We start from the raw sequence: 26,733 nt of genomic DNA on the forward strand, positions 1-26,733 counted from the left end.
TTCATACTTTTGAGTGCATTTTTTTACAGGGGGAATTGTGTGACTTTGGTCACGCGTACCATCCTGAAGTGCTCTTGTATGCCACCACAGGGGCCCCCTAAACTTACCGCATGGGGTTGCGGTGCGCTGCCCTGAAAAAATAGAGCAAATAATGAATAGCAACGACACTATCCGACTCCTTCTGATTCACGACATGCCCTCAGAGGCACAGCGCCTGGTGAGCATGTTGCACAATGCCGGCAGACCCAACCGCGCCCAGCATGTCGCCAACGAAGCGGTTTTTACCCGCCTGCTGCAAGACAAAACCTGGGATCTGGTAATCGCCTCAGAAAGTAGCACACAGATTCCACCGGCGGTGGCCCTGCGCACAATCAGTAAACTGCAAAAAGATATCCCGGTGATCCTGCTGAGTGAACGCACTGGCTCCCAGCCTGTGGTGGAGGGGCTGAAGCTTGGCGCACGGGACGTGGTAACAGTGGATGAGGACCAGCATCTATTGCTGGTGATCCAGCGCGAGATGAGTGCCCTCTCAAACCGCCGCCAGGCACGGATACATGACCGCCGCTATCACGCCACACTAAAGCGCGCCAAAGAATTGCTCGACAGCTCCAAGGACGCTATCGCTTATGTCTCCGATGGTCTTTTGGTATACGCCAACGATTCATTTGCCGAACGCTTTGGCTATGAAAGTGGTGAGGAGGTCGAATACCAGCCGCTGATCGATATGCTGTCGGAAAATGAGCAGGAAGGGGCGCGGGAATTTCTCAAGCGCTGCGCCATCGACAACAATGAGGTCGAGGCCAAAGAGTGGCGGTTTACCGCCAGAACAGTCAATGGCGATCCCCTGCCCACCCGTGCCGAGGTGCTCAGTACCACCTATGAGGAAGAGCGCTGCTTACAAGTGCGCATTGCCAGCCGCCGCGGTGATACCGAACAGCTGGAAGCCCAGCTCAGCGATATCAAAAACCGCGACCCGCTCACCGGTCTGTTCAATCGCCAGCACTTCTTGCAGCTATTGGACTCCACTATCAAGGCCTCGGCGGATTCGCGCCGCACCGGTGGCTTGATGTTTATTCAGGTGGATCGCTTTGCTGAAGAGGTGCAAAAAGTCGTGGGTGTGGCCGGTGCCGATGCGCTGCAGAAGGCCATGGCCGAGCTGTTACAGGGCTGTCAGCGCAGCGGCGATACCCTGGCGCGTTACAGCGACGAGAGTTTCTGCCTGCTGAGCCCCGATACCACGCCGGACAGTATCGAACTGCGCGCCAAAGACATACTCAAGCGGATTGCCGACACTATTTTTGATGCCGCCGGCAAGACCCAGCAGGTGACTGCCTCTATTGGGATTTCGCTGCTGAGCGAGGCTTCCAGTGGTTCCCAGCAGGTGCTGGAACAGGCGCAGACGGCGCATAAACTGGCCCTCGGTGAAGACGGTCAGGGCGGTGCCTTTGCCCTTTATGAGCCGGATACCGAAAACAGCGCCGATGCTGGCACCTATCACCGCGCCCGTGTGGTGCAGGCGCTGGAAGCGGGCAGTCTCAAGCTGCTATACCAGCCGATCCTGAGTTTGCAGGGCACCGGCGAGCAGATGTATGAAGTATTGGTGCGCATGCTCGATGAAAAGGAAGAGCTGGCGCCGTTGGCTTTTCTGCAGGAGCTGGGCGATGCGGGTTTATCGGCAAAAATGGATCGCTGGGTGATTCTCACTGCGATCAAGGCCGCGTCCGCCGCCAGGGCCGAGGGCAAAGAGGTATCGCTGTTGCTGCACCTCACCACCGCCTCGCTACTCGACAACAGCCTGCCGGCCTGGCTGGGGGTGGCCTTCAAAGCTGCCAAACTGGTACCAAGTTCGGTCGTTTTCCAGCTGCGTCAGGAAGATATCACCAGCAATTTACACGCCGCTCGGGATTTCACCACCCAGGTTCAGCAGCTCGGCTGCCGCGTATCTGTTTGTCACTTTGGCACCGGTTTGAATCCATTCAAGGCTTTGGAGCACGTGAAGGTAGATATCGCCAAGATAGATCCGTCATTTGTGCGCGAAGTGCAGGACGAGGGTGAGAGTAGCGATACCCTTGCGGGTTTGGTACAGCGCTTGGGCGAGGCGAGCACCAAGGTGATTGTGCCCCATATCGAGCAGGCCAGCATGCTGCCCACTCTGTGGCAAACCGGCACCGATTATATCCAGGGCTACTATGTCCAGGCTCCGGCGGAGGAGATGAACTTCGACTTTAGCCTAGATTAAAGAAGTTTATTGAAGGTTGGAGAAAAACCGCGCAGCCCTGGGCTGTGCGGTTTTTTTATACCTCTTAAACCTTGCAGCGGCTAAACCTTGTAGCGGCTGCGTAGGGCGGCAATGGTATTGCGTGCCAGTGTGGCGTAACCAGGGGCTGGGACGGGTGCATTCTCTGGACCGCTGCTCTCGTTCCAGGCTCGCTGCACATGGTTGGCACCGGCCTTTTGCTTATAGATTCGCGCCAGGCTGGCGTTGTAACTCTTACTGGTGACGGTATCCACGTGATACCAGTGGGCTTTGGTACGGGAGTGGGATACATCCATCAGCAGGTAGCCGCGCTGGGTCACATTGACCCATTTCAGATGTGGGATCAAACCGTCCATGGCGATGGCGGCTACATCGGTCAGGTGGGACTTATCCAGGAAGCTGGAGGTCACGCCTGGGGTGACAAACTCACCGCCCAGGGCGCCGCGGCCGGTGAGGCGACCGTATTCGAGGATATTGAAGGGATTGCTGGCCAGGTCCCAGGCCCAGGAGCTGTGGATATCTCCGGTGAGCACCACAAAATTGTCGATATTGTGATTGCTGATATGGTTGAACAAGCGTTCGCGGGAAGCGGTGTAGCCATCCCACTGGTCCATGTTGATCGATAGATCTTTGGCCAGGGTCAGTTGCGCCATCATCACCTGCTGGCCCAGTACCCGCCAGCGCACACCGTCTGCCTGGGATTGGGTTAGTCCATTGTGCAGCCACTGCTCCTGTTGCGCACCGAGGATACTGCGATCGGGATTATCGGCGGTCTTCTGGTCGAACCAATTGGCCTGCTCGTCACGGGCGGCAATCCGCGTATCCAGCATCATCAAATCCATCAGGTTGCCGAAGCGGAAGCTGCGGTAGATGGCCTTGTCACCAAACAGGTCGAGGAGGCCGTTGTCGCGAATTGGCATCCATTCGAAGTAGACCTGATTCGCCACGGTGCGGCGCACTGCCCAGTCCCCCTCGCCGTCTTGTGGATCGTGGTTTTCCGCACCGCCGGCCCAGGCATTGTTCGTGGTTTCGTGATCGTCCCACACACAGATAAAGGGATGTTGACGGTGCACTTCCTGTAGATCCGGATCGGAGCGGTATTGGGCGTAACGTTGGCGATAGTCCTGGATATCCACCATTTCCTTGGCGGGTATCGGCTCACGCCCAAGGCCTGTACCGGTGCCGAAGCCGCCTGGGCCGTATTCATAGATGTAGTCGCCCAGATGCAGCACCACATCCAGATCGGCGCGCAGGGCGATCTCGCGGTACACATTGAAATAACCCATGGGATAGTTGGAGCAGCTGGTCACAGCGAAGCGCAGGCGCTCAACATGGCCGGTGGGCAGGGTGCGGGTGCGGCCGATGGGTGAATCGATACCGTTGGAGTAGAAGCGGTAATAGTAACTAGTCCCCGCTTGCAGGCCGGAAGCGTCCACCTTGATGGTGTAGTCCACCTCTGGACCGGTGAGGCCGCTGCCGCTGTTGACCACCATCGCCATTTCCGGGTCCAGGGCGATCTGCCAGGTGTAGGGCACCATGGACTGGAAGGCGGGGTCATTGGAGGGGGTGATCCGAGTCCAGAGAATAACGCGATCCGCCAGGGGGTCGCCGCTAGCCACGCCGTGCTGGAAGGGTTGCAGGCCGGCACCGTAGGCTTTCAACAGTGGCAGGGATGCCAGGCCGGCGCCGGAAAATTGTAGGAACCGCCTCCGGGACAGTGACATGGGACTCTCCTTTATGTGCTTGTTTTAGAAGACCCGCAGTCTGAATTCGGAAAGTGAAGGCTTTGTTAATCACTGGGGAGATTTTTTCGATCTCAACGGGGATTAGTCAGCAAATTCGTCCGCCAGCGCAGAAGTTGAGACATACGTCTATTTTTATCGCCGCGGCGAGCATGATCTTCGGTGGTGGGGTTCGCTCGATACTGCCCGGGGCGGTCACCCAGCGGAGATCTGCCTTCCTATCGTTCCTCAAGCGCCCACTCTCGGGTATCCTGTGGCGCAAATTGAAAAGTTGAACCCAGGGAGTAGACCCATGTTGCCCCGTTTACTGTGCACCAGCCTGATCGTCGGCGGCCTCGCCGTAGCCTCAGGTTGTTCCAAGAATGAACCGACCAAGGTCGAAGCCGATAGCGCCAGCGTGCCGGTAAAAGCGGCCGCGGTAATTGAGAAGAAAAGCGTTGCAGACAAGGCGCCGCAGTCCGGTGTGGATTACCATTCCTTCGCCAATAGCAATGACTATCAGGTGCAGCACCTGGATCTGGACCTGACTGTCGACTTCTCCCGCAAGGTACTCGAGGGCGAAGCCAAGCTGGACTTCAAGCGCCTCAACGACAAGAACCTGCCAATGGTGCTGGATACCCGCGAGCTGGAAGTGGTCTCCGTTTCTGCCAATGGCGCGCCGGTGAAGTTCTCCATGGGTGAGAAAGACAGCCACCTGGGTACCCCGCTGAATATTGAGCTGCCGAAAGATGCCAACAGCATCACCATCCGCTACCGCACAGCACCGGGCGCCTCTGGCGTACAGTGGTTGGAGCCCCAGCAGACCGCCGGCAAGAAGCATCCGTTCCTGTTTACCCAGGCTCAGGCAATTCATGCGCGCAGCTTTATCCCGCTGCAGGACTCCCCGAAAGTTCGTATCACCTACAACGCCACCGTTCGCACCCCGAAAGAGCTGCGCGCTGTAATGAGTGCCAACAACGATCCGAAGGCGGCCAAAGATGGCGTCTACGAGTTTGAAATGCCCCAGCGCATTCCCTCCTACCTGATTGCCCTGGCGGTTGGCGATCTGCAGTTCAAGCCCATGGGCGAGCGCACCGGTGTTTACGCTGAGCCCTCCATGCTGGAATCTGCGGCGGCGGAGTTTGCCGACACCGAATCCATGCTGGAAGTGACCGAGAAGGCCTATGGTCCCTATCACTGGGATCGTTACGACCTGCTGATCCTGCCGCCCAGCTTCCCCTTCGGCGGTATGGAAAACCCGCGCCTGAGTTTTATCACTCCGACGGTGATTGCCGGCGACAAGAGCCTAGTGGCCCTGATCGCCCACGAACTGGCGCACTCCTGGTCCGGCAACCTGGTGACCAACGCCAGCTGGCGCGACCTGTGGCTGAACGAAGGTTTTACCACCTACCTGACCAACCGCATTATGCAGTTTGTCTACGGCGACGAGCGCTACCAGATGGAAATGGCCCTGGGCTATGACGATCTGCAAGCGGACCTGGCCGACAAAGAGCCCCGCGATGAGATTATGGCGATCGACCTGCGCGGCCGCGATCCCGATGAAGTCTTCTCCAATATCCCCTACGAGAAAGGCTCCCTGTTCCTGTACGAGCTGGAGCAGAAAGTGGGCCGTGAAGCGTTCGACCGCTTCCTGATGGAGTACTTTAACCACTTCAGCTTCCAGAGCATCACCACCGAGGATTTCGTTAAGTACTTGGATAAGACCTTGCTGGTTGAGCATGCCGACAAGCTGGACCGCGAGCGCATTCACCAGTGGATCTTCGAGCCGGGTATCCCCGAAGGTGCGCCACATCCGCAGTCCGATGCCTTCAGCAAATTGGACCCGGTGCGCCAGCAGTGGTTGGACGGCAAACTGGCGGCTAAGGATATCGACACCAAGGGCTGGACCTTCCACCAGTGGAAGTACTTCCTCGACGGTATGCCGGAAAAGTTGACGGAAGCGCAGTTAAAAGAGCTGGACAGCGCCTTTGGCCTGACCGAATCCCGCAACAATGAAGTGGCCTTCAGCTGGCTGATGATTGCCGTGCGCAATGATTACGAGCCGGCCTTCGATCGCTTGGAGAACTTCCTTACCAGCATTGGCCGTAACAAATTCCTGCGCCCGCTGTATCGCAATATGGTGGAGACCGGAAAACAGGATGTGGCCGCGCGTATTTTTGAGCGCGCCAAGTCGGGTTACCACCCGTTGACAGTAAAAGTGAACAGCTTGGTAATTTACGGTAAGAAAGAAGGCTAAAACCTCTGCTCAACTCCGGTGCCTTGTGCCGGAGTTCTAGCACTCTGTGGGGGGTGATCGAGCCGATGCAATGTCGGCTGTTTTAGGTGTCACTCCCCATACTCACCTCAGCGTTTTCTGCAAATTTTCTGCAGTGAAATTCTGCCTGAAATGTGAGCTGTCATCGTGCTTTTGGGTGGAGTCCGAGCCGGAAAAGAGCCGATGTAATCCTCTGTGTAGCAAACTTCATCCATCTGGTACGAATTAATAATTTTTGCGCCAATTTTCTGGCATAAAAATCATTAAATTGCTGTTCAAATCGGGACCCTTTGCGTAATCTGCTGCTCGAATAAAATTCCAATTAGGCAAAGGGAGGTACCTATGTACAAGCGGATTTTATGGTTGGTTATTCTCGGCCTTTTTATCGTAGGTTGTGAATATGAGCCCGGTGCCTGTTCAGATAACAACAAGCCGCGTTCTTTTCCCTTCCCTCATGCGATGATATGACCTGTTTGGGGCGCCTCTAAGGCTGCCCCAATTCGGCTATTTGTCGGTCGTTGAGACCAAATAGGTACAGCGCTGCATCGAGCCCGAACAGGGTGATCGCCTGTGGTGCCTCTCTGCGGACTTTGGGTTTTGGGTGGATGGCAATACCCAGGGCACCCAGGTTCAACATGGGGATATCATTGGCGCCGTCCCCTACGGCAACCACTTGCTCCAGCGACAGCCCCATATCCTTTGCAGTTTCCTCCAGCAATAACTGCTTGCGCATGCCGTCCACGATAGGTTCTATGACTTCACCGGTGAGTACTCCCTCGGCGAACTCCAGTTCATTGGCGTGTATCAGGTCAACGGCAAGGCGTTCTTTCTGTAGGAAGTTGGCGAAGTAGGTGAATCCGCCGGATAAAATGACCGTCTTGCAGCCGAGTTTGCGCAGGCAGTGCAACAGGTTTTGTGCCCCTTCTTTTAGCGGCAGTTGCCTGGCGATTTCTGCCAGGCGCTGTTCGGAAAACCCCTTGAGTAACGCCATGCGCTTTTTGAAGCTATCGCGGAAATCCAACTCGCCGCGCATAGCGGCCGCGGTGATGGCCGCCACCTGATCGCCGATACCGGTAATCTTGGCCAGCTCGTCGATGACCTCGGCATCGATCAGGGTGGAATCCATATCGAAGCCAGCCAGCGCCGGTACCCTCTGACTGCTGCCTTCCTGCAAAACCAGATCGGCTCCGATTGCCTCGGCCAGTTGCAGGCAGGCAAATCGCGCAGGGGAAAACTCCAGTTCAGCGCTGAACTGGAAGCGGATTACCGTGCACTCGTGCCGGTGGGCTAGAGTGTCGATGACATCAATGTGCCATTGTTGCTCGGCACAAAAATCCAGCAGGCGCTGCAGTTGTGACAGGCTGGCTGCTGGGCTGAGGAAGGTCAGGCACCAAGGCGATTGCACGGCCGATGGTGCGGCACTGGGTAAGCTCAATTCACCGCTGGCGGTGCCCGAAAAAGGTACTGCTTCGTCGTATTCCAACCCCAGCTGTGCGTGCTTGCCGCTCTTGCCGCTATAGGTGAGGTAACGCACAGAGCAGTCCAGGGGTGACAGGGTAATTTGTGCCAGGGGCAGATGAAATTCTTGTGCTCTAGTTTCGACGCCCATGGCGCAGCTCCCCAATTTATTCAATAAGTGACGCATTATAGCTCTAGCCGGAATCTTCGCTAAAATCTGCGCGCAGGATCTGCCTCGCTTATTTGTGACAAATAAAAAACTCCCTGTGGAACTATTTTGTTGCCGGATCGACCAACGGCACAGGAAATTACACTGCGCACTATTGGCTCTTTGTGAGGATAAAATCGCGCCAGGGCCCTTGGCCGCGGAGAGTTCCAAAGACGCCAGCAGGTCCATGCATCTGCGCCAGTGTTTTTTGGCGATGTCTTTATCCGTCAGGATGACGGATAAAGACGCAAGGATAAGAAGCTCAAGATAAAAAGAAACAAGGCGAGGTATTAAGGCCGCGTGATGTCTGTATCGATGATTTCCTTTTTGCGCAGACTGCCAGAGCAGTTTGCGCATTTATCCAAGCGCGTCCGCCAGCGCCTGTTGGCGGCGGCAATCTGGTTGATCCTAGCTCTGTTCTGCAGCGTGGCTCTGGGTCACTACTATGGGCAGCGCCATGCCGATGCCGTGGAGAAAGACCGCGCTTCGGCGCAGGCGGCAGCGAATTTTCTTGCCGGGCAGAGCCTGGAGCGCATCGTCGCCGACGATCGCATCAGTATGCAACTGCTGGCTCGGCAGCTGTTGGAGTTGCCTGCCATCAGTGGTGTTGCCGTTGAGGATGTGGAATCGAACAGTTTGGCGGAAGTCGGCGATCTAGAGAATGGCGAGACCATTAGCGTGCCGGTAGTGCTGCACGACAGTATCGCCGGCAATGTTACCGTTGCCCTGGTCCCCGGCGCTGATGTCACCTTCCCCTGGGCCAGCCTGCTGCTGACACTGGTTTTTGCATTGCCGTTTAGTGCAGTGGCGGCATTGATGGTGGGGGGCTTTTCCGCACCGCGCAGTTTGCCAGCTGAAGAACCTCTTTCATCTGCCGATCTTTCCGAACAAAAACAAGACGCCATAGGTTTGTACCTGCGGCCATTGAACTGGGCCCAGTTGACCAACCAACTAAGCCGCAGCGCACTCGAAGGAATCCAGCGGGAGTTGGATGGGCGTATGCAGTTACTGCGCCGGATCTATGGCGCCCATCCACTGAGTTGCGCCGGGCCGCAGATCGGCTTGGGATTTTCCGGCGCCGATGCGGCATTTCGCGCGGTCTGCTGTGGTTTGTTACTGCGGGAGATGCAGAGCGTCAGCCGGGCCACCGGCCTGAAGCTGGCCCTGGCGGTGGCCCCCTGTGAGCCCAATACGCCGGACTTTTCTGCCGAGCAATTACTCAATCAATCGCGCGGTTTGTTCCTGCATCCGGAGCTGCTGGAAGATACCTCCCTGGCCGGGCGCATTGAGCATCACGGCGCCGGCTGGTCCCTGGAAATTACCGGTCTGACACCCTCCTACCAAAAGTTGCTCGACAACCAGCTGCAACAGCTGCTGGGCGCCTGATCCCTCACTTCCGATGACTGCGACGGGCTAATGACTGAATAGCCCTTCGCAGTTATTTTTTGGCGTTTGCTTTACGTTTACGTCAACGTAAACTCTTGATAGGCTCTGTTGCGTCTCGAGGAAGTACTTATGAAAGCCAAAGCCAGCATCGTAGAGCCCCAGAGTTACAGTATTTCGGAGCTGGCGCGGGAGTTTGATATCACCACCCGCGCCATCCGTTTCTATGAGGACAAGGGCCTGCTCAAACCGGAGCGGCATGGTCAGACCCGTGTCTACAGCCCTGAAGAACGAGTGCGCTTAAAGCTGATTTTACGCGGCAAGCGTCTGGGTTTTTCCCTCGATGAGAGCCGCGAGATTATCGATATGTACGACCCCGCTCATGGCAATGTAGAGCAGTTACAGCGCCTGCTGGAGCGTATAGCGCAGAAGCGGGCACAGTTGCAGCAGCAGCTGCGGGATATTGAGAGCCTGATGGGGGAACTCGGTGAAGCCGAGGCCCGTGCGCAAGCGGCTTTGATAAAGAGCCGCAACGAGGAAAGCCCCTAGTTCACCGGTTAAAAATTTCAACAGGCGCTTGCGAAAGCCTGTGACCCGCAGAGGTTTAGCGTGTCACCCGATGTATCGAGTGGTTGCAGGTGCCGCCAGTTTAAAAGACTTTTCTAATAATTATTGGAGCCATTATGAATACCTCCTATCCAACCCTGAATTTCGGTCTCGGTGAAGACATCGATATGCTCCGCGACATGGTCTACAAGTTCTGCCAGGCGGAGCTGGCCCCGCGCGCGGCGCAGATCGATGAAGACAACCTGTTCCCCGCCGATATGTGGAAAAAATTCGGTGAGCTGGGTCTGCTGGGCATGACCGTGGAAGAGGAGTTCGGTGGTTCCAATATGGGTTACCTGGCACACGCTGTGGCCATGGAAGAAATCTCCCGCGCCTCCGCTTCTGTGGGCTTGTCCTACGGTGCCCACTCCAACCTGTGTGTAAACCAAATTCGCAAAAATGGTACCCGCGAACAGAAGCTCAAGTACCTGCCAAAGCTGTGTTCCGGCGAACATGTAGGCGCCTTGGCTATGAGTGAACCGAATTCCGGTTCCGACGTAGTGAGCCTGCAACTGCGCGCGGAAAAGCGCGGTGATCGTTTTGTTTTGAACGGCAATAAAATGTGGATCACCAACGGCCCCGATGCCGATACCTATGTGATCTACGCTCGCACTGAGCCGGGCATCAGCTCCGGTGGTATCACTGCATTTATCGTTGAGCGCGGCTTTGCCGGTTTCTCTCAGGCGCAGAAACTCGACAAGCTGGGTATGCGCGGTTCCAACACCTGTGAGCTGGTGTTCGAAGACTGTGAAGTGCCGGAAGAAAATATTCTCGGTGAGTTGAACGGCGGCGTACGCGTTTTGATGAGCGGCCTCGACTACGAGCGCACCATTCTCTCCGGTGGCCCTGTCGGTATTATGCAGGCCTGCCTGGATGTGGTGGTTCCCTATATTCACGAGCGCAAGCAGTTCGGCAAGGCCATCGGTGAATTCCAGCTGATGCAGGGCAAGATCGCCGATATGTATGCCGACCTGAACGCAAGCCGTGCCTACCTCTACGCCGTAGCCCGTGCCTGTGATCGCGGTGAGGACTCGCGCAAGGACGCCGCCGCAGTAATCCTGTTTACTGCAGAGCGCGCAACCCAGATGGCCCTGCAGGCTATCCAGACACTGGGCGGCAATGGCTACATCAACGAGTACGCCACCGGCCGCCTGCTGCGCGATGCCAAGCTCTACGAAATCGGCGCGGGCACTTCTGAAGTGCGCCGTATGCTGATTGGTCGCGAGCTGTTTAACGAGACCCGCTAAGGCTGGGCATTTCTTCTCGCTGCCGACGCCTGTCGGCGGCAGCTGTCTCCACGGACATTGCGGCGATACGCCACGCTCCGTGGAGGTCTTTTCTCCGGGAAAGTGAATCAGACTTTATGAATCAGTTGCAGAGCAAAATAAATACGCGCGATGCCGCCTTTGGCGAAAACCGCGAGCAGATGCAGGCGCTGGTGGCAGACCTGCGCGAAAAAGTGGAAGCCATCGCCCAGGGCGGTGGCGAGCGCGCACGGGAAAAACACCTGGCGCGAGGAAAATTATTGCCACGGGACCGTATCGATGCGCTGCTCGATCCGGGTAGCCCCTTCCTGGAATTTTCCCAGTTGGCCGCTCATGAGGTTTACGGTGAAGATGTCCCAGCCGCGGGTATTATTACCGGCATCGGCACCGTCTCTGGCCAGCCTTGTGTCATCGTCGCCAACGATGCCACGGTAAAAGGCGGTACCTATTACCCGCTCACAGTAAAGAAACATCTGCGCGCGCAGACCATCGCCGAACAGAACAATCTGCCGTGTATTTACCTGGTGGATTCCGGTGGTGCCAATCTGCCGCGCCAGGACGATGTTTTCCCGGATCGAGAACACTTCGGTCGCATCTTCTTTAACCAAGCCAACCTGTCTGCACAGAATATTCCGCAGATCGCGGTGGTTATGGGTAGCTGCACCGCCGGTGGAGCCTATGTGCCGGCCATGGCAGACGAATCCATTATGGTGAAAGAGCAGGCCACCATCTTCCTGGCGGGCCCGCCCCTGGTGAAAGCGGCCACCGGTGAAGAAGTTTCCGCGGAGGAACTCGGCGGTGCCGAGGTGCACTGTCGCACTTCCGGGGTTTCTGATCACTACGCCAATAACGACGTACATGCGTTGCAGTTAGCGCGTCGCTCTGTAGCGCGCCTGAATCGCATCAAGAATCCCGGCCTGGATATTCAAAAGCCAGTGGAGCCGATTTATCCACCGGAAGACATTTACGGCGTGGTGCCTAAAGATTCGCGCCAGCCGTTTGACGTGCGCGAGATTATCGCGCGGGTTGTGGACGGCTCCGAGTTCGATGAATTTAAAGCGTTGTATGGCACCACTCTGGTAACCGGTTTTGCCCGTATCCAGGGCTATCCGGTGGGAATTGTTGCCAACAACGGCATCCTGTTTGCGGAGAGTGCACAGAAGGGCGCGCACTTTATTGAGCTGTGTGCGCAGCGCAAGATTCCATTGGTTTTCCTGCAAAATATCACTGGTTTCATGGTGGGCAAACAGTATGAGGCGGGCGGCATCGCCAAGCACGGCGCCAAGATGGTGACCGCTGTCGCTACCGCCAAAGTGCCAAAAATCACCATTCTTATCGGCGGCTCTTTCGGCGCCGGTAACTACGGTATGTGTGGACGCGCCTACGATCCCAATTTCCTGTTTATGTGGCCCAACGCGCGCATCTCGGTTATGGGCGGTGAACAGGCTGCTGGCGTATTGGCCCAGGTGAAGCGCGACCAAATGGCTGCGCGAGGTGAATTCTGGAGCGAAGAGGAAGAGCGCCAGTTTAAGCAGCCGATTGTGGATAACTACGAACACCAGGGGCACCCCTACTACGCCTCCGCGCGCTTGTGGGATGACGGGGTTATCGATCCGGCGGATACCCGCCGCGTGCTAGGCCTGTGCCTAGCGGCGGCCAGCCACAAAGAGCCGGAAGAGACCCAGTTCGGCGTGTTCCGTATGTAAGGAACCGTGGTTGCGGTGCCGCGGGCTACCCCGGTGCCGCTAGAGAGAAACGCCCCAATCGAGGAATAACAATGAGCGATAAATTGCTGTGCGAAGTGGATAGCGAGGGCGTGGCCACGGTCACCCTGAACCGGCCGGAAATCCACAACGCTTTTGATGATGAACTGATTCACGAGCTGGCCACCACCTTTGACACTCTGGCGCAAAATCCCGCTGTTCGTGTGTTGATACTGGCTTCCAATGGCAAGAGCTTTTCTGCCGGAGCTGACCTCAACTGGATGAAGCGCATGGCGACTTATTCAGAAGAGGAAAACCGCCGCGATGCGGCCGCGCTTGCTGCCATGCTGTACAAGCTCGACACTTTCCCAGCTCCCACCATTGCGCGAGTACAGGGCGCCGCTTTTGGCGGGGCCGTGGGTCTGGTGAGCTGCTGTGATATGGCCGTGGCCTCTGAGCGCGCCAGCTTCTGTTTGTCGGAAGTCAAAATCGGGTTACTGCCCGCCACCATCAGCCCCTATGTCATCAATGCGATCGGCACTCGCCGCGCGCGCCGTTACTTTGTCACTGCGGAGCGCTTCTCCGCCGAGCGCGCAGAACAGATGGGCTTGATATCTGAAGTCTGCGCCGAGGGCGATCTGGATCTGCATGTGCAGAAATTAGTGAATGCCATTGCCGATAATGGCCCCAAGGCGGTCGCCATGGCCAAGCAACTGGCCATGTCCATGTCCAACCGGGTTATCAACGATGAATTGCAGGGCCAGACCAGCGCGTTGATCGCTGCCGTGCGTGTATCGCCGGAAGGGCAGGAAGGGCTAAGTGCGTTTTTAGAGAAGCGCGCACCCAAATGGATGAATGGCGGCGAAGGATAATTTTATGATTCGCAAACTGTTAATAGCTAATCGCGGCGAAATTGCCTGCCGTATTATCAAGACCGCCCGCCGCCTGGGGGTGGCCACTGTCGCCGTCTATTCCGATGCGGATGCCGACGCCCTGCATGTGCAGATGGCGGACGAAGCGGTACACCTGGGCCCGGCCCCGGCCAGGGATTCCTACCTGGATATCGACAAGGTATTGGGTGCTGCTAAGCAGACTGGTGCTGATGCCATACATCCAGGTTACGGCTTCCTGTCGGAAAATGCAGAGTTTTGCCGCGCTTGCGATAGCGCCGGCATTATTTTTGTCGGCCCGCCCACCGGCGCGATTGAGGCGATGGGCTCCAAGTCCGCCGCCAAACGTATTATGGAAGAGGCCAATGTGCCCCTGGTGCCCGGTTACCACGGCACCAACCAAAATGAAGAGCTGTTGGAAGGCCACGCCAATCGCATCGGATATCCGGTATTGCTGAAAGCTGCTGCCGGCGGCGGTGGTAAGGGCATGCGCCGTGTCGACAGTGCCGATGAATTCCACGAAGCATTAGCTGCAGCCAAGCGTGAGGCCATGAATGCCTTTAGCGACGACATTATGTTGCTAGAGCGCTATGTGGTGAGTCCCCGCCATGTGGAAATCCAGGTGTTCTGCGATCAGCAGGGCAACGGTGTCTACCTGTTTGAACGGGATTGCTCGGTGCAGCGCCGCCACCAAAAAGTAGTGGAAGAAGCTCCCGCACCGGGCATGACTCCGGAGCTGCGCGCCCGCATGGGTGAAGCGGCCCTGCGCGCGGCCCACGCGATTGGTTACGTGGGTGCCGGTACGGTGGAATTCCTGCTGGATGCCAGCGGTGCTTTCTACTTTATGGAAATGAACACCCGCCTGCAGGTGGAGCACCCGGTCACGGAAATGATCACCGGACAAGACTTGGTGGCTTGGCAGCTGGCAGTCGCTGCCGGTGACCCCCTGCCCATGAGCCAGGATGCGCTGCAGATCAACGGCCACGCCATGGAAGTGCGCATCTACGCCGAGGACCCGGACAATGATTTCCTGCCGGCAACCGGCATATTGGTACGTCACCAGCCCCCGGCGGAAGGCGATGGTGTACGGGTGGACACCGGTGTGCAGACCGGCGATGAAATCAGCGTGCATTACGACCCGATGATTGCCAAATTGATCTGCCACGGCCGCACCCGCAAAGAAGCCTTGGCCAAACTGGATCGCGCACTGCGTGATTACCAGATTGCCGGTGTGCGCCACAATATCGAATTCCTGCGCCGAGTGATCAATCACCAGGCATTTGCCAGCGGTTGTATTTCGACGCACTTTATCGAGGACTACGAGGCGGAAGTGCTGCATCAGGAGCAGACACTGACGCCGCTGAAGTGCGCCGCTATTGCCGGTTATTTGCAGCAGCGTGAAGAGCGCGATCTGCGCAACAGCGCACCGCAGAGAGATCCTTTCTCCCCTTGGCATAATGGTGATAACTGGCGCAATGCTCTGGCTGGCAGTCGCACCCAGACGGTGGACTACCGCGGCCAGCACGCTCAAATTCGCTTTGTTGCGGAGGGCGATAGCCTGCGCTGGACTTGCGATGCCTTGCCTGAGGCACAAAACAGCGGTGAGATTCGCCTGCTGCTGGGACGCGACTTGATGTTGGTGGACGGCCGTCGCATGAGTTTCTCCGCCGTGAATACCCGCGATGGCGGTGCTGTATTTATTGATGGTACCCAGGTGGAATTCAAGTTGCTGCCACCGGATATGGGTGAGAGCAATGACCAGGCCCACGGCCTTGACGCTCCCATGAACGGCACCATTATTTCCCTACTGGTACAGCCCGGCTCCATGGTGGAAAAAGACCAGCCGCTACTGGTAATGGAAGCCATGAAAATGGAACACACCCTGCGGGCTCCAGCTGCCGGTACCGTGCAGCAGTTCTTCTGTGCCGAAGGTGAGCTGGTAGATGGCGGCAGCCTACTGGTGGATTTTGTCGGGGAGGAGCAATAATGCCTTTGCCCAATCAAGTCAAAATCGTCGAAGTGGGGCCCCGCGATGGGCTGCAAAATGAAAAGCAGCCTATCTCTGTGGAGACCCGTATCGCGCTGGTGGACAAGCTCAGTGCCAGCGGACTGTCGGTGATTGAAGCCGGCAGTTTTGTCAGCCCCAAGTGGGTACCGCAAATGGCCGCTAGCGAGGAAGTGCTGGCGGGTATCCAGCGCAAAGACGGTGTTATCTACAGCGCGCTCACACCAAACTTAAAAGGCTATGAGCGCGCAGTGGAAGCCAAAGCGGATGAGGTCGCCGTATTCGGCGCGGCCTCAGAAGCCTTCACCCAGAAAAATATTAATTGCAGTATCGCTGAGAGCCTGGAGCGCTTCCGCCCACTGGTGGAAAAAGCCAAGCAAGACGGCATACCCGTGCGCGGATACGTATCCTGCGTACTCGGCTGCCCCTATGAAGGCGATATTGATCCGGCCAAAGTGGCAGAAGTTAGTGCCGCTCTATTGGAAATGGGTTGCTACGAAATCTCCCTCGGCGACACCATCGGTGTCGGCACGCCGGAAGCCGCCAAGCGTATGCTGGAACAGGTGATGGCCCGAGTACCTGTGGAAAAACTTGCGGTGCATTTTCACGATACCTACGGCCAGGCCTTGGCCAATATCTACGCGGCCTTACAAATGGGTGTCGCAGTAATAGATTCCGCCGTAGCCGGCCTGGGCGGCTGTCCCTATGCCCGCGGCGCTTCCGGTAATGTTGCCAGCGAGGATGTGCTCTATATGCTCAACGGCATGGGTATTGAAACTGGCGTGGATTTAAAGTTGCTGGCAGAGGCTGGGAACTTTATTTCTGAGCAGCTGGGGCGGGAGTCTAACTCTCGTGTAGCTAAGGCATTGGTGCCTTGCTGAGAAATTTCTAGGGCGGTTAAAACGCCGCCCTGATACTATAGGCTCAACTATTAGCGAGAATCAGATATCTACCCGATAAATTAGTGGGTAGTTATTTCCGTTACCTGCCCTGCAATCCTTTACTCCAAAACCTACAGTATTAGATTTTGCAAAATATGCAGACAAAAGCGATGAGAATTGCTCTTTTGTGTCATGATTATCTGTTCCATCATTGTGGTCGAATTCTATGACTACATGGTTACTGGAACCTGACGAACACCCTTCCCCCAATTCGTCGCCACTAGCATCTGGTGAGAACCTAATAACTGCATAATATTTATAGGTGGTAATGCCTTCAATAGTCTTGTTAGGCTCAACTGTGCTTGATGCAAAGCTGGTGCTGGATAGTAGAGGTATAAGTAGTCCGGAAAGTAAATTTTTCATTTTCATAATGAAATTAATAGTTCTTAACTTTTTAAGGTGTGATGAAATCATCTGTCAATTTTTGGCCTGACTATTTTATGTTTAATTAAGATATATTGAAATAGATTTATTATTTTCTCGTTTAATTGAAATCAACTACTTTTTTTTCAGGTGGTAGTAATCACTAAACGCTCCCATGCTGAAATAAATAACAAAACACAGGTGTAAATAAGAATTATTTTCTTGTTTTTATGGTTTTCTATGTGTTATCGGCTGCTGAATGATTGTTTGGTGGTAACTTGTTTCTTATTTGGTGGGTTCTTTTTTGGTTGTTTTGAGCTTATAGCTAGAAATTGCTGTATCTGCTTCTTATTGTCTTTTGAATATTTGTAGCAAACCAATACTCCGGTCCGGAAATAAGATTAAAAACTAGCTATTTAGTGATTTTTTCCCGTTTTGGCGCCAACACCCTAAATGGCCTCATCATATCGTAATCCTCATGGGAGAGCAGATGGCAGTGCCATACATAGAGCCCCTCGCGGTCGAAGCGGGCTATTACCCGGGTTACTTGGCCGGGAAGAGCGATCACAGTATCTTTTGGGCCACTTTCTTCTGGCTGTGGTGGAAGGGGTTTTCCCTGTAGGGATTCTATTTCCAGCCGTGCCCCCTGAAATATCTTATCCGTATGCATAAATTTCTGGGGCTTGGCAATAAGTTTTCCTTTAAAAGGCTGGCGATCCAGTACCTGGAATTCCACCAGATGAATATGGATTGGATGGGCCGATACTGTAGGGTTGTATATTTCCCAGATCTCAACGGCGTTGTGTTGGATTATTTCTGTAGTAGGGTCTTCAAAAAATAGGGAACCTTCTTTTACTGGACCTAACATGAGCAGATTGCGGCCGTAGGGATCGTCCAACCGGTAGGTGGCAAGTTGTCGTGTGCGACTGGCATGGTTAAGCCTATTAAGAGGGGCGCGCAAGGGAGTATTTAGGCTGAGTTTTAAATCTCCAATGGTATTTTTGATCTCTGATTTCTGTTTATTAGAAGGGGTGTTTATCGGTTTTGAACCAATATGGAATTGTAGGATCTGGCCTGTGGTATTTGGATCGGTAGCTGGTGTGATGCCGCCGCGTCCATCGCTTAATACGCGTTTACCATCCGGGTTGTAGACAAGTGGAATCGAACTTTTTGGGTCTTTGGCCTCTACAAAGCCTTTAAAAGGGACATCCGGTCCAAAGTTTCGCAGTGTCAGCTTACGCCCTTCATAACTACTGAAATCTACTAAAACATCTGCTCGCTCTGCGGGTGCCAGTATCAACTCGTCCAGTTTTACAGGATGATCGAGAAATCCGCCGTCACCACCGACTTGTACAAAGGGGGTATTTTCGTCGATCCTGAGTATCAGTGTGCGGGTATCGGATGCGTTGAGTAACTGCAATCGATAGACGTGTGGAGTGACACTGACTTTGGGCCAGGTCATGCCGTTTACCAGTATAAAATTGCCAAAAAACTCGTCGAGATGAGAGGGATTGGGCCAATTGACTTTAACTGCTTCATGGGAAACTGGTGATGGAGGCTGGTCCTTCCAGCCAGGAAAATATAGTTGTCCATCGGAGCTAAACAAGCTGTCTGTAATAGCGGCTACAAAAGTGCGATCTTCTGCTGGGAGCAGCTTCTCCTGTATCAGGCGGTCTTCATTGTCATCGCCAACCAGGTAAAAACCGAATAGACCTGCGTAAACATTAAGGCGCGTCATGCCCAGGGTGTGGTCGTGATACCAGATAGTGGCAGCATCCTGGGAGTTGTCGTACTCGTAAATCCTTTTCTCAAATAATGGTCCCGTCTCACGATAATTGCGGGTGTACCAAGCGAGGGGATTGCCGTCACTTTTCCACTCTGTATGCCCGCCGTGAAGGTGGATAACCATAGGTACAGCTTTGAGATCTTTTACATCGGCGAGGTGAATGGATCTATCTACAGGAAAGAGATGTGGGCCCGGAAGTTCATTGGCCCATTGTACAAATACCGGTTGGCCTTCTCGGGCACGAATAGTTGGGCCAGGAGAGTGGATATGATCTGCATATTCAAACCCCCAGGCCTTAGTCATTATGCGTTTGCCTTCCTTATCTCGCAGGCCCATCCAAACCTGGGTGGGCTGTGCTGGCAGTTTGATAGGAGTTGAGCCCTGAGGGCGGATTTCTAGTGGGACAGGTAGTTCATTCTCGAATTTAACCACTGTGTCAGGATCGAGCAAGGTTACTGGGCTTGCTGGGCTGGTGCTAGCTTTCTCATGGGCAGCAGTTTGAAAACAAAGCAGTGATAGTAATAGGCATAAGTGGGTCAGCCTTAACATGATTAGTTCTCGATGGTTGAGCCAAATCGCATGTTAATGAGGTAAAATTGCCCTGCAGACGTAACTAACCTCTTGGCGTAAATAAATTTAATAAATTCTTATTTCTAAGCACGCTGAGTATAGTTGGATATTCCCGGTATCTAGTAAATCTTTTATTCGAGGTTTAATCGATAGTGTCCAGTTATTGTATAAGAGAACAGTATGTCTGCCAGTACTGGGCCGGCGCCAATATTATGAGCAATCAAAAAACGATCTGTATTTTTAGATGGCTTTGGTGAGACGATTCCGATATGGGGGAGGTTTCCCGGAAGCATCCAGGTAATAATATCTCCGGGTAGATAGTCACTCGGCTTATCAGTAATGGGGATTGACATACCTTTGCGATGAAAGAAGGTCTGAAGGTTTGGTACCCGTCGGTGGTCAATATTCTTATCTGGTCTTAAAAGTCCCCAGATACGCTTCGAAGGATAGGCTTGGAAATTGCTTGAGATATCTTCATGCACCTCTTTCTGTAGATCAATGCCCAGCTTTCGAAAGGAGCGAATGACTACATCTGTACAGACACCAGTATCGGCTGGCACATCACCATTTGGATAGGGAATAGAGACATAAGAGGGGTCGTAGCGCACTGTGTGGTAAGTGCGCTCCAAGGCTGCTTCGGCTAGGGGAAGATTTTGTGCATAGCAATTGGTTGAAATAATTCCGATCAAGAAAATTAATCTTCTCACTTTAAGCTTCCTTTTTTATTTCAAGTAGATAGATTTATTTTGCCAAATATGGTGTCAGCCTTAGCCCCGTTTGGTCGTGTCAAATCGAACTTTTTTTATGAAATAGCGCTGTCTGCAAAGTTCGAGTAGATGGCATAGCTGAATAGGCCGACAACTAACCAAAAGAAGACGCTGGAGAAAAATATCTTTCCAAAGCTTGGTTCCTCCTTTTTAAGGGGGAGGAGTTTGCTGATATGGTATCCGGGAAAGTAGAAAAAAATCTCGAAAATTAACCGGGTTACCACATCAAATAAAAAATGAAAGACAAATCTTATTATGCCTCCAATAACTTCTTCCATATTGCCTGCTAATTATTGGTAAGAGAATGTAAGCTTAGTGATCTATAGATTTTTTTAAATCTATTAATCGATCTCAATCAATTTGTTTAGGTGATCCCAAACATACCAGTAGGTTGGCACATTACTTCCATCGGGTGCATGCCAATTACTTTCTTGCACCTGTCTCCCGCCCAGCTTCTGGTAGAAGGATTGAGCTTTAAAATTATCCTGATTGACTAAAAGGCACATACCTCTATCAGGAGCCTGCCCATAAGCCCAGCGAGCGCCTTCAACAAAGAGTGTTTTTCCAATTCCCATGGAATGGTAGCCTTTACGCACATGCAAATTGTCCAGGTGCGTCCCCCAATCAGGATGATTGTCTGCGTAGAGGCAGACAAAACCGGCGATATTGCCCTCAATCTCTGCTAACAGTACCTGCTGATTTGGTTTTGGCTGCTCAAAACGATCCTCCCAAAGTCGCATCCTTTCCATTGGAGCCTTATTCTCAAGGTAGTGCCTGGAAAGTACTTTATAGTAATTCTCTTGCCAGCTGGCACTATGTATGCTTGCGATGGTGAGTGCATCCTGCCTAGTCGCTATACGTATTTTCATGGTGTTACCTGATTCCTTGATAAGTAAAAACCGTAAAGGCGATTATTTGACGATATGTTTTAATTTCTCATCTCTGATGATTCTCCTACAGGGGTTTCAAGTGATGATTTCCACATTTGAGGGGAATTCTTGCTTTAGATATTTGCGAAAAGAGGTAACTTTGTTGGAGGGGAAGACAAACTCAGGAATCTTCCCTGGAGATAGTTGGTTGTAAGGGAGGGAGAAATAGCCACGATCTTTAACAGAGTCAATAGCAATTTTTCTTATCGCAGATTTTTTGATGGAGAGATCACCGATAATCATAAACTCTCCATCAAATCTTACATGAGAAATTGGATCATCTATTATTGATCGCTGAAATTTATCGCGATTAGCGCAAAAGAATAGCAAGGCGGTGGAAATAAGTAGTAATTTCCAGGTAAATTCTGTTGCAGGAAAATTTAAAGTGACTATGTAGGTTGAAAACAAGATGCTCCAGAAAAGTAACCCCTTTAAACAGACATGTTTATTGCTCATTCCTGGTGCTCTATAATTTATTTGCTGATGTCTTTCAGACTATTCTGCCAAAATAATTTATCTCAAATTAACACTGTACTTATCCCAGTACCACTTAAAGAACGGAAGTTCAGTCAGTAGGAAGCTGATTAGAGAAAAGCCAAACCAATTGGCGGTAAAAAGCAACATATTAAATTTGAGCTCAGCATCTCCAAAAAGAATACCGGCTATTAATAGTGCGATACCTGTTGCAAAGAGATCATTTATTATGACTTTGTTAAGGTTGGCCCCTGCATGCCTTGGATAAATATAGAGATAGGCTGCGCAGATGATAATGGTATTAACGATTAAAAGAATTACCTCGGGCTTCAAAATGAAATCTCTCTGGTTGGTACAACTTCAGGCGTCATTATACGGTAGGGTCACGGCAAAGTACCCTACGGCATAGGAGTATAAGTGGTTAGCCTTAAGTTTTATGGCTTTAAATTTCTGAAAGAGCCGGGAATATTTTTTGCTTTTTCTTATATGGAACTTACGTGCCGTATCTCTTATCACTCGCAGCCCTATCGCATAGAGGCCCTCCTAAGATAGTGTGGCAATGTCTGGTTGTTTATTCTGGTGCTGTTGAAGGAAATAGCACATAGGATCTATCGAACTCATCGAGACTTCGGTCCTTGGTACCATTGTCGCACCAATAACTTCATAATCTGCTAACATCGGCGCAAATCCTGCTGTTAGACCGATTCTTATGAAACTCTTGCGTTGGCTCCTGTTAATTCTTCTGGTTTTATTGGTGATTTCCGCCTTAGCGGCACCGGGCTTTATTGGTTCCAAGGTGGAAGAGATCTGGAAGCAACAACTGAGTAGGTTACAGGGAGGTAATTCCACCAGCTACCAGCGCGGTTGGTTTGGGGCTGAGACCAATACCGAGGTGGCGTTACAGAATGGCACCACTGAACTGCGCACCGAGATTCATCATGGTCCATTGCTGTTGACCTCCAGTGGACCACGCCTGGGGGTTATCTATAGTGAGACCCGTCTCGATCTGGAGCAACTAAACCCAGAGCTCCGAGCACAGCTCGAGGGTGTCTATGGCCGTTTACAGAGCAGCCCACTGGTTTTGGAGACTCTGGTTCTGGCGGATAACCGGGTGCTCAATACCCTGCGCCTGGAACCCTTTAAGAAATCTGATGCTACTGCACAGTGGGAATTTGAAGGTGGAGAAATCGCGGTTTCGACGGACTACAGCGGCGCGGTGTTGGATGGGGTGATCGACCTGGGTAGCCTGACCCAGCTGCGCGACGGTGTAGAGGTATTATTTACCGAACCACTCAAGGGGGAGTTCCAGTTAGAGCCCCGCCGTGGAGGCAAGGCGCAGCTTTATTTGTCACTGTTGCGTGCAGAATCAGACTCAGGCCCGGTGGAGCTGCGAGATATTATTCTGGAACTGGATGTAGAAATGCTCGCGGCGCAGACTCTTAAAGTGGTGAGCGATCTGCAGCTGCCTAGTGTCCAGTCTGCCACACCCATCACTTCCGCGCGCCAACAGATGACCTTACCGAAGATTACTGTCGCTGACCTAGGGCATTACCTGCGCGTGCTGCTGCCGGTGGCGGAGCGCAATTGGGCCAGTGATATGCGTCCACCGCTGCGCCTGCAGCAGCAGCTGGCGGTGGAGTCCCGCAATGGCCCGGTTCTGGTCGATGCAGATATTCATTGGCAGGGGATGAAACGCCCACCGCGTCATCGCAACGGCAGTGCCCTAAACCAATGGTTGAAGCCCCTGGTGGGCACCATGACCCTGAGTGCGGCGGAATCGGCTCTGCTGCAGTCGCCGCTGGTGGGCCAGGCGATGATGTTGCGGGAATACGGTTTGTTGATTGAACATAATGATGAGCTGCAGATGCACCTGGAGGTCAATCGCGGGCGCTTGGAAGTGAATGGCCAGCAGTTGCCACCGGACCTGTTCCTGATGGCGCTGACCGGGCAATTTTAATCATTGGGTTTTGGGGAGAAGTTCTAACTTCTCCCTTTTGTTGTCCCATTTTTTTCAAGACTGTAACTCACCCATCAATAGCAGCATTAACCGGAGCAGCATTAGCCGGTATTGCGCATTCCCGCAGCAATGCCGGCAATTGTCACCATCAGGGCACTTTCCAACACCGCGTCGCTTTCTCGCTCGCGCAGGCGCGCCATCAGCTCGGCTTGTAGCAGGTGCAGCGGATCTGTGTAGGGGTCGCGTACGCGGATGGACCAGCGCATCACCGGGTTGTTGTCCAGCAGGCTTTCGCGGCCGGTGAGCTGTTGCAGGGCGCTTACTGTGTGGGCCAGGCGCTCACGCAGGTTTTCCCCGAGCTCAATCAGTTCCTCGCTGTCGGTGAGGCGCTCCTCATACCAGGAGGCGACGCGAGTGTCAGATTTGGCCAGGACCATTTCCAACATATCCACAACGCCCTGGAAGAAGGGCCACTCAGCACTCATCTGTCGCAATGTGTCGGCTTCGTCGGCCTGTTTCAGGGCGTGTTCCAAAGCGGTGCCCGTGCCGAGCCAGGCGGGTAGCATCAGGCGCATCTGGGTCCAGGCGAAAACCCAGGGAATGGCGCGCAGGGTTTCGACACCGCCGCCGGGTTTGCGCTTTGCGGGGCGGCTGCCCAGTGCAAGGCGGCGGAGTTCGGTCTCCGGGGTGACGGTACGTAAATAGGTGACCAAGGCCGGATCGTCCCGCACCACTTCGCGGTAGCTCTGCACCGAGACTTCGGTGAGGCGCTCCATCTGGTGGCGCCATTCGGGGCGTGGCTGTGCCGGTGGCATCAGGGTGGCCTCCAGGGTGGCGGCCACATACTGCTCCAGGTTGTAGGCGGCCACTGACGGACGGCCGTATTTGAAGCGGATCATCTCCCCTTGCTCGGTCACGCGGATGCGCCCGGCCACCGAACCCGGTGGCTGCGATAACAGCGCCATTCGCGTGGGGGACCCGCCGCGGGAAATGGAACCGCCGCGGCCGTGGAATAGTGTCAGGGGGATGCCGTGGTTGCGGAAAATCTTGGTAAGCGCCTCCTGGGTACTGAATTGCGCCCAGGCCGCACCGAGGAAACCTGCGTCCTTGGCGGAGTCCGAGTAGCCGATCATCACCTCCTGCCCCTCCAGCACGCGCTGCTTATATTGGGGAATATTGAGCAGGGTACTCATGGTTTCGGCGGCATTGTTGAGGTCGTCGAGAGTTTCAAATAACGGCACCACTCGCATGGGTTGGTGCACACCGGCGATTTTCTGCAGCAGCATGACCGCCAGCACGTCGGAGGGCTTTTTCGCCATGGAAATCACATAGGCACCGAATCCTTCGGGGCCCTGCTCGGCGACCACCTTGCAGGTCTCTAAAACCTCGCGCACATCCCTATCGCAAAAATCCGTATGGTAGAAATCCTCATCGACCAACGGGCGGCGGTTATCCAGTTCGGCCAGTAGGAAATCCAGCTTGCTCTGTTCGTCCCAGCTGGCGTAGTTGCCCAGCCCCAGGTAGCGGGTAATGGCATCAAGGGCATCTGCATGGCGGGTGGATTCCTGGCGGATATCCAGGCGCAGCAGGGTGATACCAAAGCAGTTGAGTCGACGCAGGGTATCTTTGAGCTGGCCATCGGCGATGGCGGAGAGACCCACGGTGCGCAGGGAACGGTCAATTAGGCTGAGGGGCTCGAACAGCTGTTGAGTAGTGTTAAATACTTTACTGGTGGTGATCTCACCGCCGTTGATACGCGCCTCCATCTGCGCAAGGGTATTGCGCAGGCGCTGGCGCACGCGGCGCAGTATCAGCCGGTAGGGCTCATGGCTTGGGCCGGTTTGCTCCAGTAACTCCTCACTGGCTTTGTGCATAGACAGGTCGGCCAGCAGGTTATCCACATCGCGCAAAAAAAGGTCGGCAGCCATCCAGCGGGCCAGCAGTAATACTTTGCAGGTTACCCCTGCGGTGACATTGGGATTGCCGTCGCGGTCGCCGCCCATCCAGGAGGCAAAACGTATCGGCACCCAGTCGTCGGGCATGAGGGGAAGCTCCGCCAGGGCCAGCTCCGCCTCGATAGCGCGCATACTCTGGGGCACCGCCTGCCACAGAGACTGCTCGATGGTGGCGAAGCCCCACTTGGCCTCATCCACCGGCGTGGGTCTTTCGCGGCGGATCTCATCAGTACTCCAGGCGGAGAGTATTTGCTCGTGCAAGTGACGGCGCAGCTCGCGGCCTTCCTCCTGGGTGAGATCGGGCCTGTCCAGGTCGGCGAGGAGGTCGGCGATATGGTCGTATTTGCGGATCAGGGTGCGGCGGGTAACTTCGGTGGGGTGGGCGGTGAGGACTAGCTCTACCGAGAGCTCTCTAAGTGTTGCATGAATGTCGGCGGGGGATCGTTTGGCGCTCTTCAATTCCGCTAAAACCTGACGCAAGCCGCGGTCTGTATCGGGATCACCGGAGAAGCGCTGGTGTTGACGGTGTAGGCGTTCCCGGTGGCGCTGTTCGGCAATATTGGCCAGATTGAGAAACTGGCTGAAGGCGCGGGCCACTTCTAGCAATGTGTCATCGTCGAGGGGGTCCAGCAACTGGTGCAGGCGGTCCACCTGCATCTCTCCCGTACTGCGGCTCTCCACCGCGACCTGGCGAATGGTTTCCACGGTATTGAACAGCGTGTCACCGGCCTGCTCGCGCAGCACCGAACCGAGCTCCTCGCCGAGTAGGCGGACATCCTCCCGTAGCGGGGTGTTTTGATCCTGACTCACAAGCCTTTTTCTCCCTAACAATATCCGGTGAAAATACTGGGCTTATCTTCGCATAATTTGGGGGAGGCTGTACTGCCATTCAGAAAGAGTGGAAAGAATGAGTCTCTTTGAATCGCTTTGAAATACGGAAAATAAAGAGCTTGGCCGGCGTACGAAGTGGAATTGAAGAGAGCTTGTAATTACAAAAATATTATTCGGAAAAATTTTACCTGCTACCGAATTTCCTTCTCCACTCAATATTGCTGGGGATATATATTTTAGGTTTCGCTCAAGGGTAAATTAAAGCTGAGAAACCTATAAATATACTGCTAAAAAGTGAGTGGAATTTATAAGAGAGAGCTGGGGGATCGCGGACGCGCGTGGGATGAAAATACCCGCGTGCAATTTTGCGCGCGGGTCACTTTTTAAAA

At 54.0% G+C, this 26,733-nt stretch carries 19 protein-coding genes; 10 read left to right on the forward strand and 9 right to left on the reverse strand.

Annotation, left to right across the window (positions count from 1 at the left end):
- Positions 1–151: 151 nt before the first annotated feature.
- Positions 152–2,239, forward strand: coding sequence for an EAL domain-containing protein (locus ACJJID_RS19105; protein WP_444920822.1), 2,088 nt, complete (start codon positions 152–154; stop codon positions 2,237–2,239).
- Between the two features lie 80 nt (positions 2,240–2,319).
- Here the strand turns inward: ACJJID_RS19105 and ACJJID_RS19110 are convergent, their stop codons facing one another.
- Complete coding sequence (locus tag ACJJID_RS19110) at positions 2,320–3,981, reverse strand: alkaline phosphatase D family protein (RefSeq protein WP_444920823.1); 1,662 nt, start codon at positions 3,979–3,981, stop codon at positions 2,320–2,322.
- Positions 3,982–4,291: 310 nt separating this feature from the next.
- On the opposite strand from ACJJID_RS19110, the gene ACJJID_RS19115 reads away from it, so the two are divergent.
- Positions 4,292–6,235, forward strand: coding sequence for a M1 family metallopeptidase (locus tag ACJJID_RS19115; RefSeq protein WP_444920824.1), 1,944 nt, complete (start codon positions 4,292–4,294; stop codon positions 6,233–6,235).
- Positions 6,236–6,737: 502 nt separating this feature from the next.
- On the opposite strand, the gene serB is transcribed toward ACJJID_RS19115, so the two are convergent.
- A complete protein-coding gene (gene serB, locus ACJJID_RS19120; protein WP_444920825.1) occupies positions 6,738–7,862 on the reverse strand; it encodes a phosphoserine phosphatase SerB in 1,125 nt (374 codons plus the stop codon).
- 384 nt (positions 7,863–8,246) lie between these two features.
- Here serB and ACJJID_RS19125 point away from each other — a divergent pair, with 384 nt between their 5' ends.
- The 7 genes from ACJJID_RS19125 to ACJJID_RS19155 all read left to right on the forward strand — a co-directional run bounded on the left by ACJJID_RS19125 (position 8,247) and on the right by ACJJID_RS19155 (position 16,652).
- Positions 8,247–9,305: a hypothetical protein gene (locus tag ACJJID_RS19125; RefSeq protein WP_444920826.1), complete on the forward strand. Its 1,059-nt coding sequence runs from the start codon at positions 8,247–8,249 to the stop codon at positions 9,303–9,305.
- A 129-nt stretch (positions 9,306–9,434) separates the two neighbouring features.
- The gene (locus tag ACJJID_RS19130) at positions 9,435–9,851 is read left to right on the forward strand and encodes a MerR family transcriptional regulator (RefSeq protein WP_444920827.1); all 417 of its coding nucleotides are present in this window, start codon (positions 9,435–9,437) and stop codon (positions 9,849–9,851) included.
- Between the two features lie 134 nt (positions 9,852–9,985).
- Positions 9,986–11,155, forward strand: a complete 1,170-nt coding sequence (locus ACJJID_RS19135) for an isovaleryl-CoA dehydrogenase (protein WP_444908564.1) — start codon at positions 9,986–9,988, stop codon at positions 11,153–11,155.
- A gap of 116 nt (positions 11,156–11,271) precedes the next feature.
- Complete coding sequence (locus ACJJID_RS19140; RefSeq protein WP_444920828.1) at positions 11,272–12,879, forward strand: carboxyl transferase domain-containing protein; 1,608 nt, start codon at positions 11,272–11,274, stop codon at positions 12,877–12,879.
- Positions 12,880–12,950: 71 nt separating this feature from the next.
- The gene (locus ACJJID_RS19145) at positions 12,951–13,748 is read left to right on the forward strand and encodes an enoyl-CoA hydratase/isomerase family protein (protein ID WP_444920829.1); all 798 of its coding nucleotides are present in this window, start codon (positions 12,951–12,953) and stop codon (positions 13,746–13,748) included.
- 4 nt (positions 13,749–13,752) lie between these two features.
- Positions 13,753–15,753, forward strand: coding sequence for an acetyl/propionyl/methylcrotonyl-CoA carboxylase subunit alpha (locus ACJJID_RS19150; RefSeq protein ID WP_444920830.1), 2,001 nt, complete (start codon positions 13,753–13,755; stop codon positions 15,751–15,753).
- Complete coding sequence (locus tag ACJJID_RS19155; RefSeq protein WP_444920831.1) at positions 15,753–16,652, forward strand: hydroxymethylglutaryl-CoA lyase; 900 nt, start codon at positions 15,753–15,755, stop codon at positions 16,650–16,652. Before ACJJID_RS19150 ends, ACJJID_RS19155 begins: the two co-directional genes overlap by 1 nt.
- Positions 16,653–16,712: 60 nt before the next feature.
- On the opposite strand, the gene ACJJID_RS19160 is transcribed toward ACJJID_RS19155, so the two are convergent.
- The 6 genes from ACJJID_RS19160 to ACJJID_RS19185 form a co-directional block, all read right to left on the reverse strand.
- The gene (locus ACJJID_RS19160; protein ID WP_444920832.1) at positions 16,713–17,081 is read right to left on the reverse strand and encodes a hypothetical protein; all 369 of its coding nucleotides are present in this window, start codon (positions 17,079–17,081) and stop codon (positions 16,713–16,715) included.
- 406 nt (positions 17,082–17,487) lie between these two features.
- Entirely contained in the window at positions 17,488–19,410 is a 1,923-nt protein-coding gene (locus ACJJID_RS19165) for a multicopper oxidase family protein (RefSeq protein ID WP_444920833.1), read from the reverse strand.
- Between the two features lie 152 nt (positions 19,411–19,562).
- Positions 19,563–20,138 (reverse strand): DUF1287 domain-containing protein, encoded by a 576-nt coding sequence (locus ACJJID_RS19170; protein WP_444920834.1) that lies wholly within the window; start codon positions 20,136–20,138, stop codon positions 19,563–19,565.
- Positions 20,139–20,539: 401 nt separating this feature from the next.
- Positions 20,540–21,067: a GNAT family N-acetyltransferase gene (locus tag ACJJID_RS19175; RefSeq protein ID WP_444920835.1), complete on the reverse strand. Its 528-nt coding sequence runs from the start codon at positions 21,065–21,067 to the stop codon at positions 20,540–20,542.
- Between the two features lie 96 nt (positions 21,068–21,163).
- Positions 21,164–21,583 carry a hypothetical protein gene (locus tag ACJJID_RS19180; protein WP_444920836.1) on the reverse strand — a complete coding sequence of 140 codons (420 nt, stop codon included), beginning with the start codon at positions 21,581–21,583 and terminating at the stop codon, positions 21,164–21,166.
- A 57-nt stretch (positions 21,584–21,640) separates the two neighbouring features.
- A complete protein-coding gene (locus ACJJID_RS19185; RefSeq protein WP_444920837.1) occupies positions 21,641–21,934 on the reverse strand; it encodes a hypothetical protein in 294 nt (97 codons plus the stop codon).
- 376 nt (positions 21,935–22,310) lie between these two features.
- On the opposite strand from ACJJID_RS19185, the gene ACJJID_RS19190 reads away from it, so the two are divergent.
- Positions 22,311–23,558, forward strand: coding sequence for a DUF945 family protein (locus ACJJID_RS19190; RefSeq protein WP_444920838.1), 1,248 nt, complete (start codon positions 22,311–22,313; stop codon positions 23,556–23,558).
- A gap of 101 nt (positions 23,559–23,659) precedes the next feature.
- Here the strand turns inward: ACJJID_RS19190 and ppc are convergent, their stop codons facing one another.
- Positions 23,660–26,323: a phosphoenolpyruvate carboxylase gene (ppc, locus tag ACJJID_RS19195; RefSeq protein WP_444920839.1), complete on the reverse strand. Its 2,664-nt coding sequence runs from the start codon at positions 26,321–26,323 to the stop codon at positions 23,660–23,662.
- Between the last annotated feature and the right edge of the window lie 410 nt (positions 26,324–26,733).

This window comes from Microbulbifer sp. CnH-101-G (genome assembly GCF_052466775.1).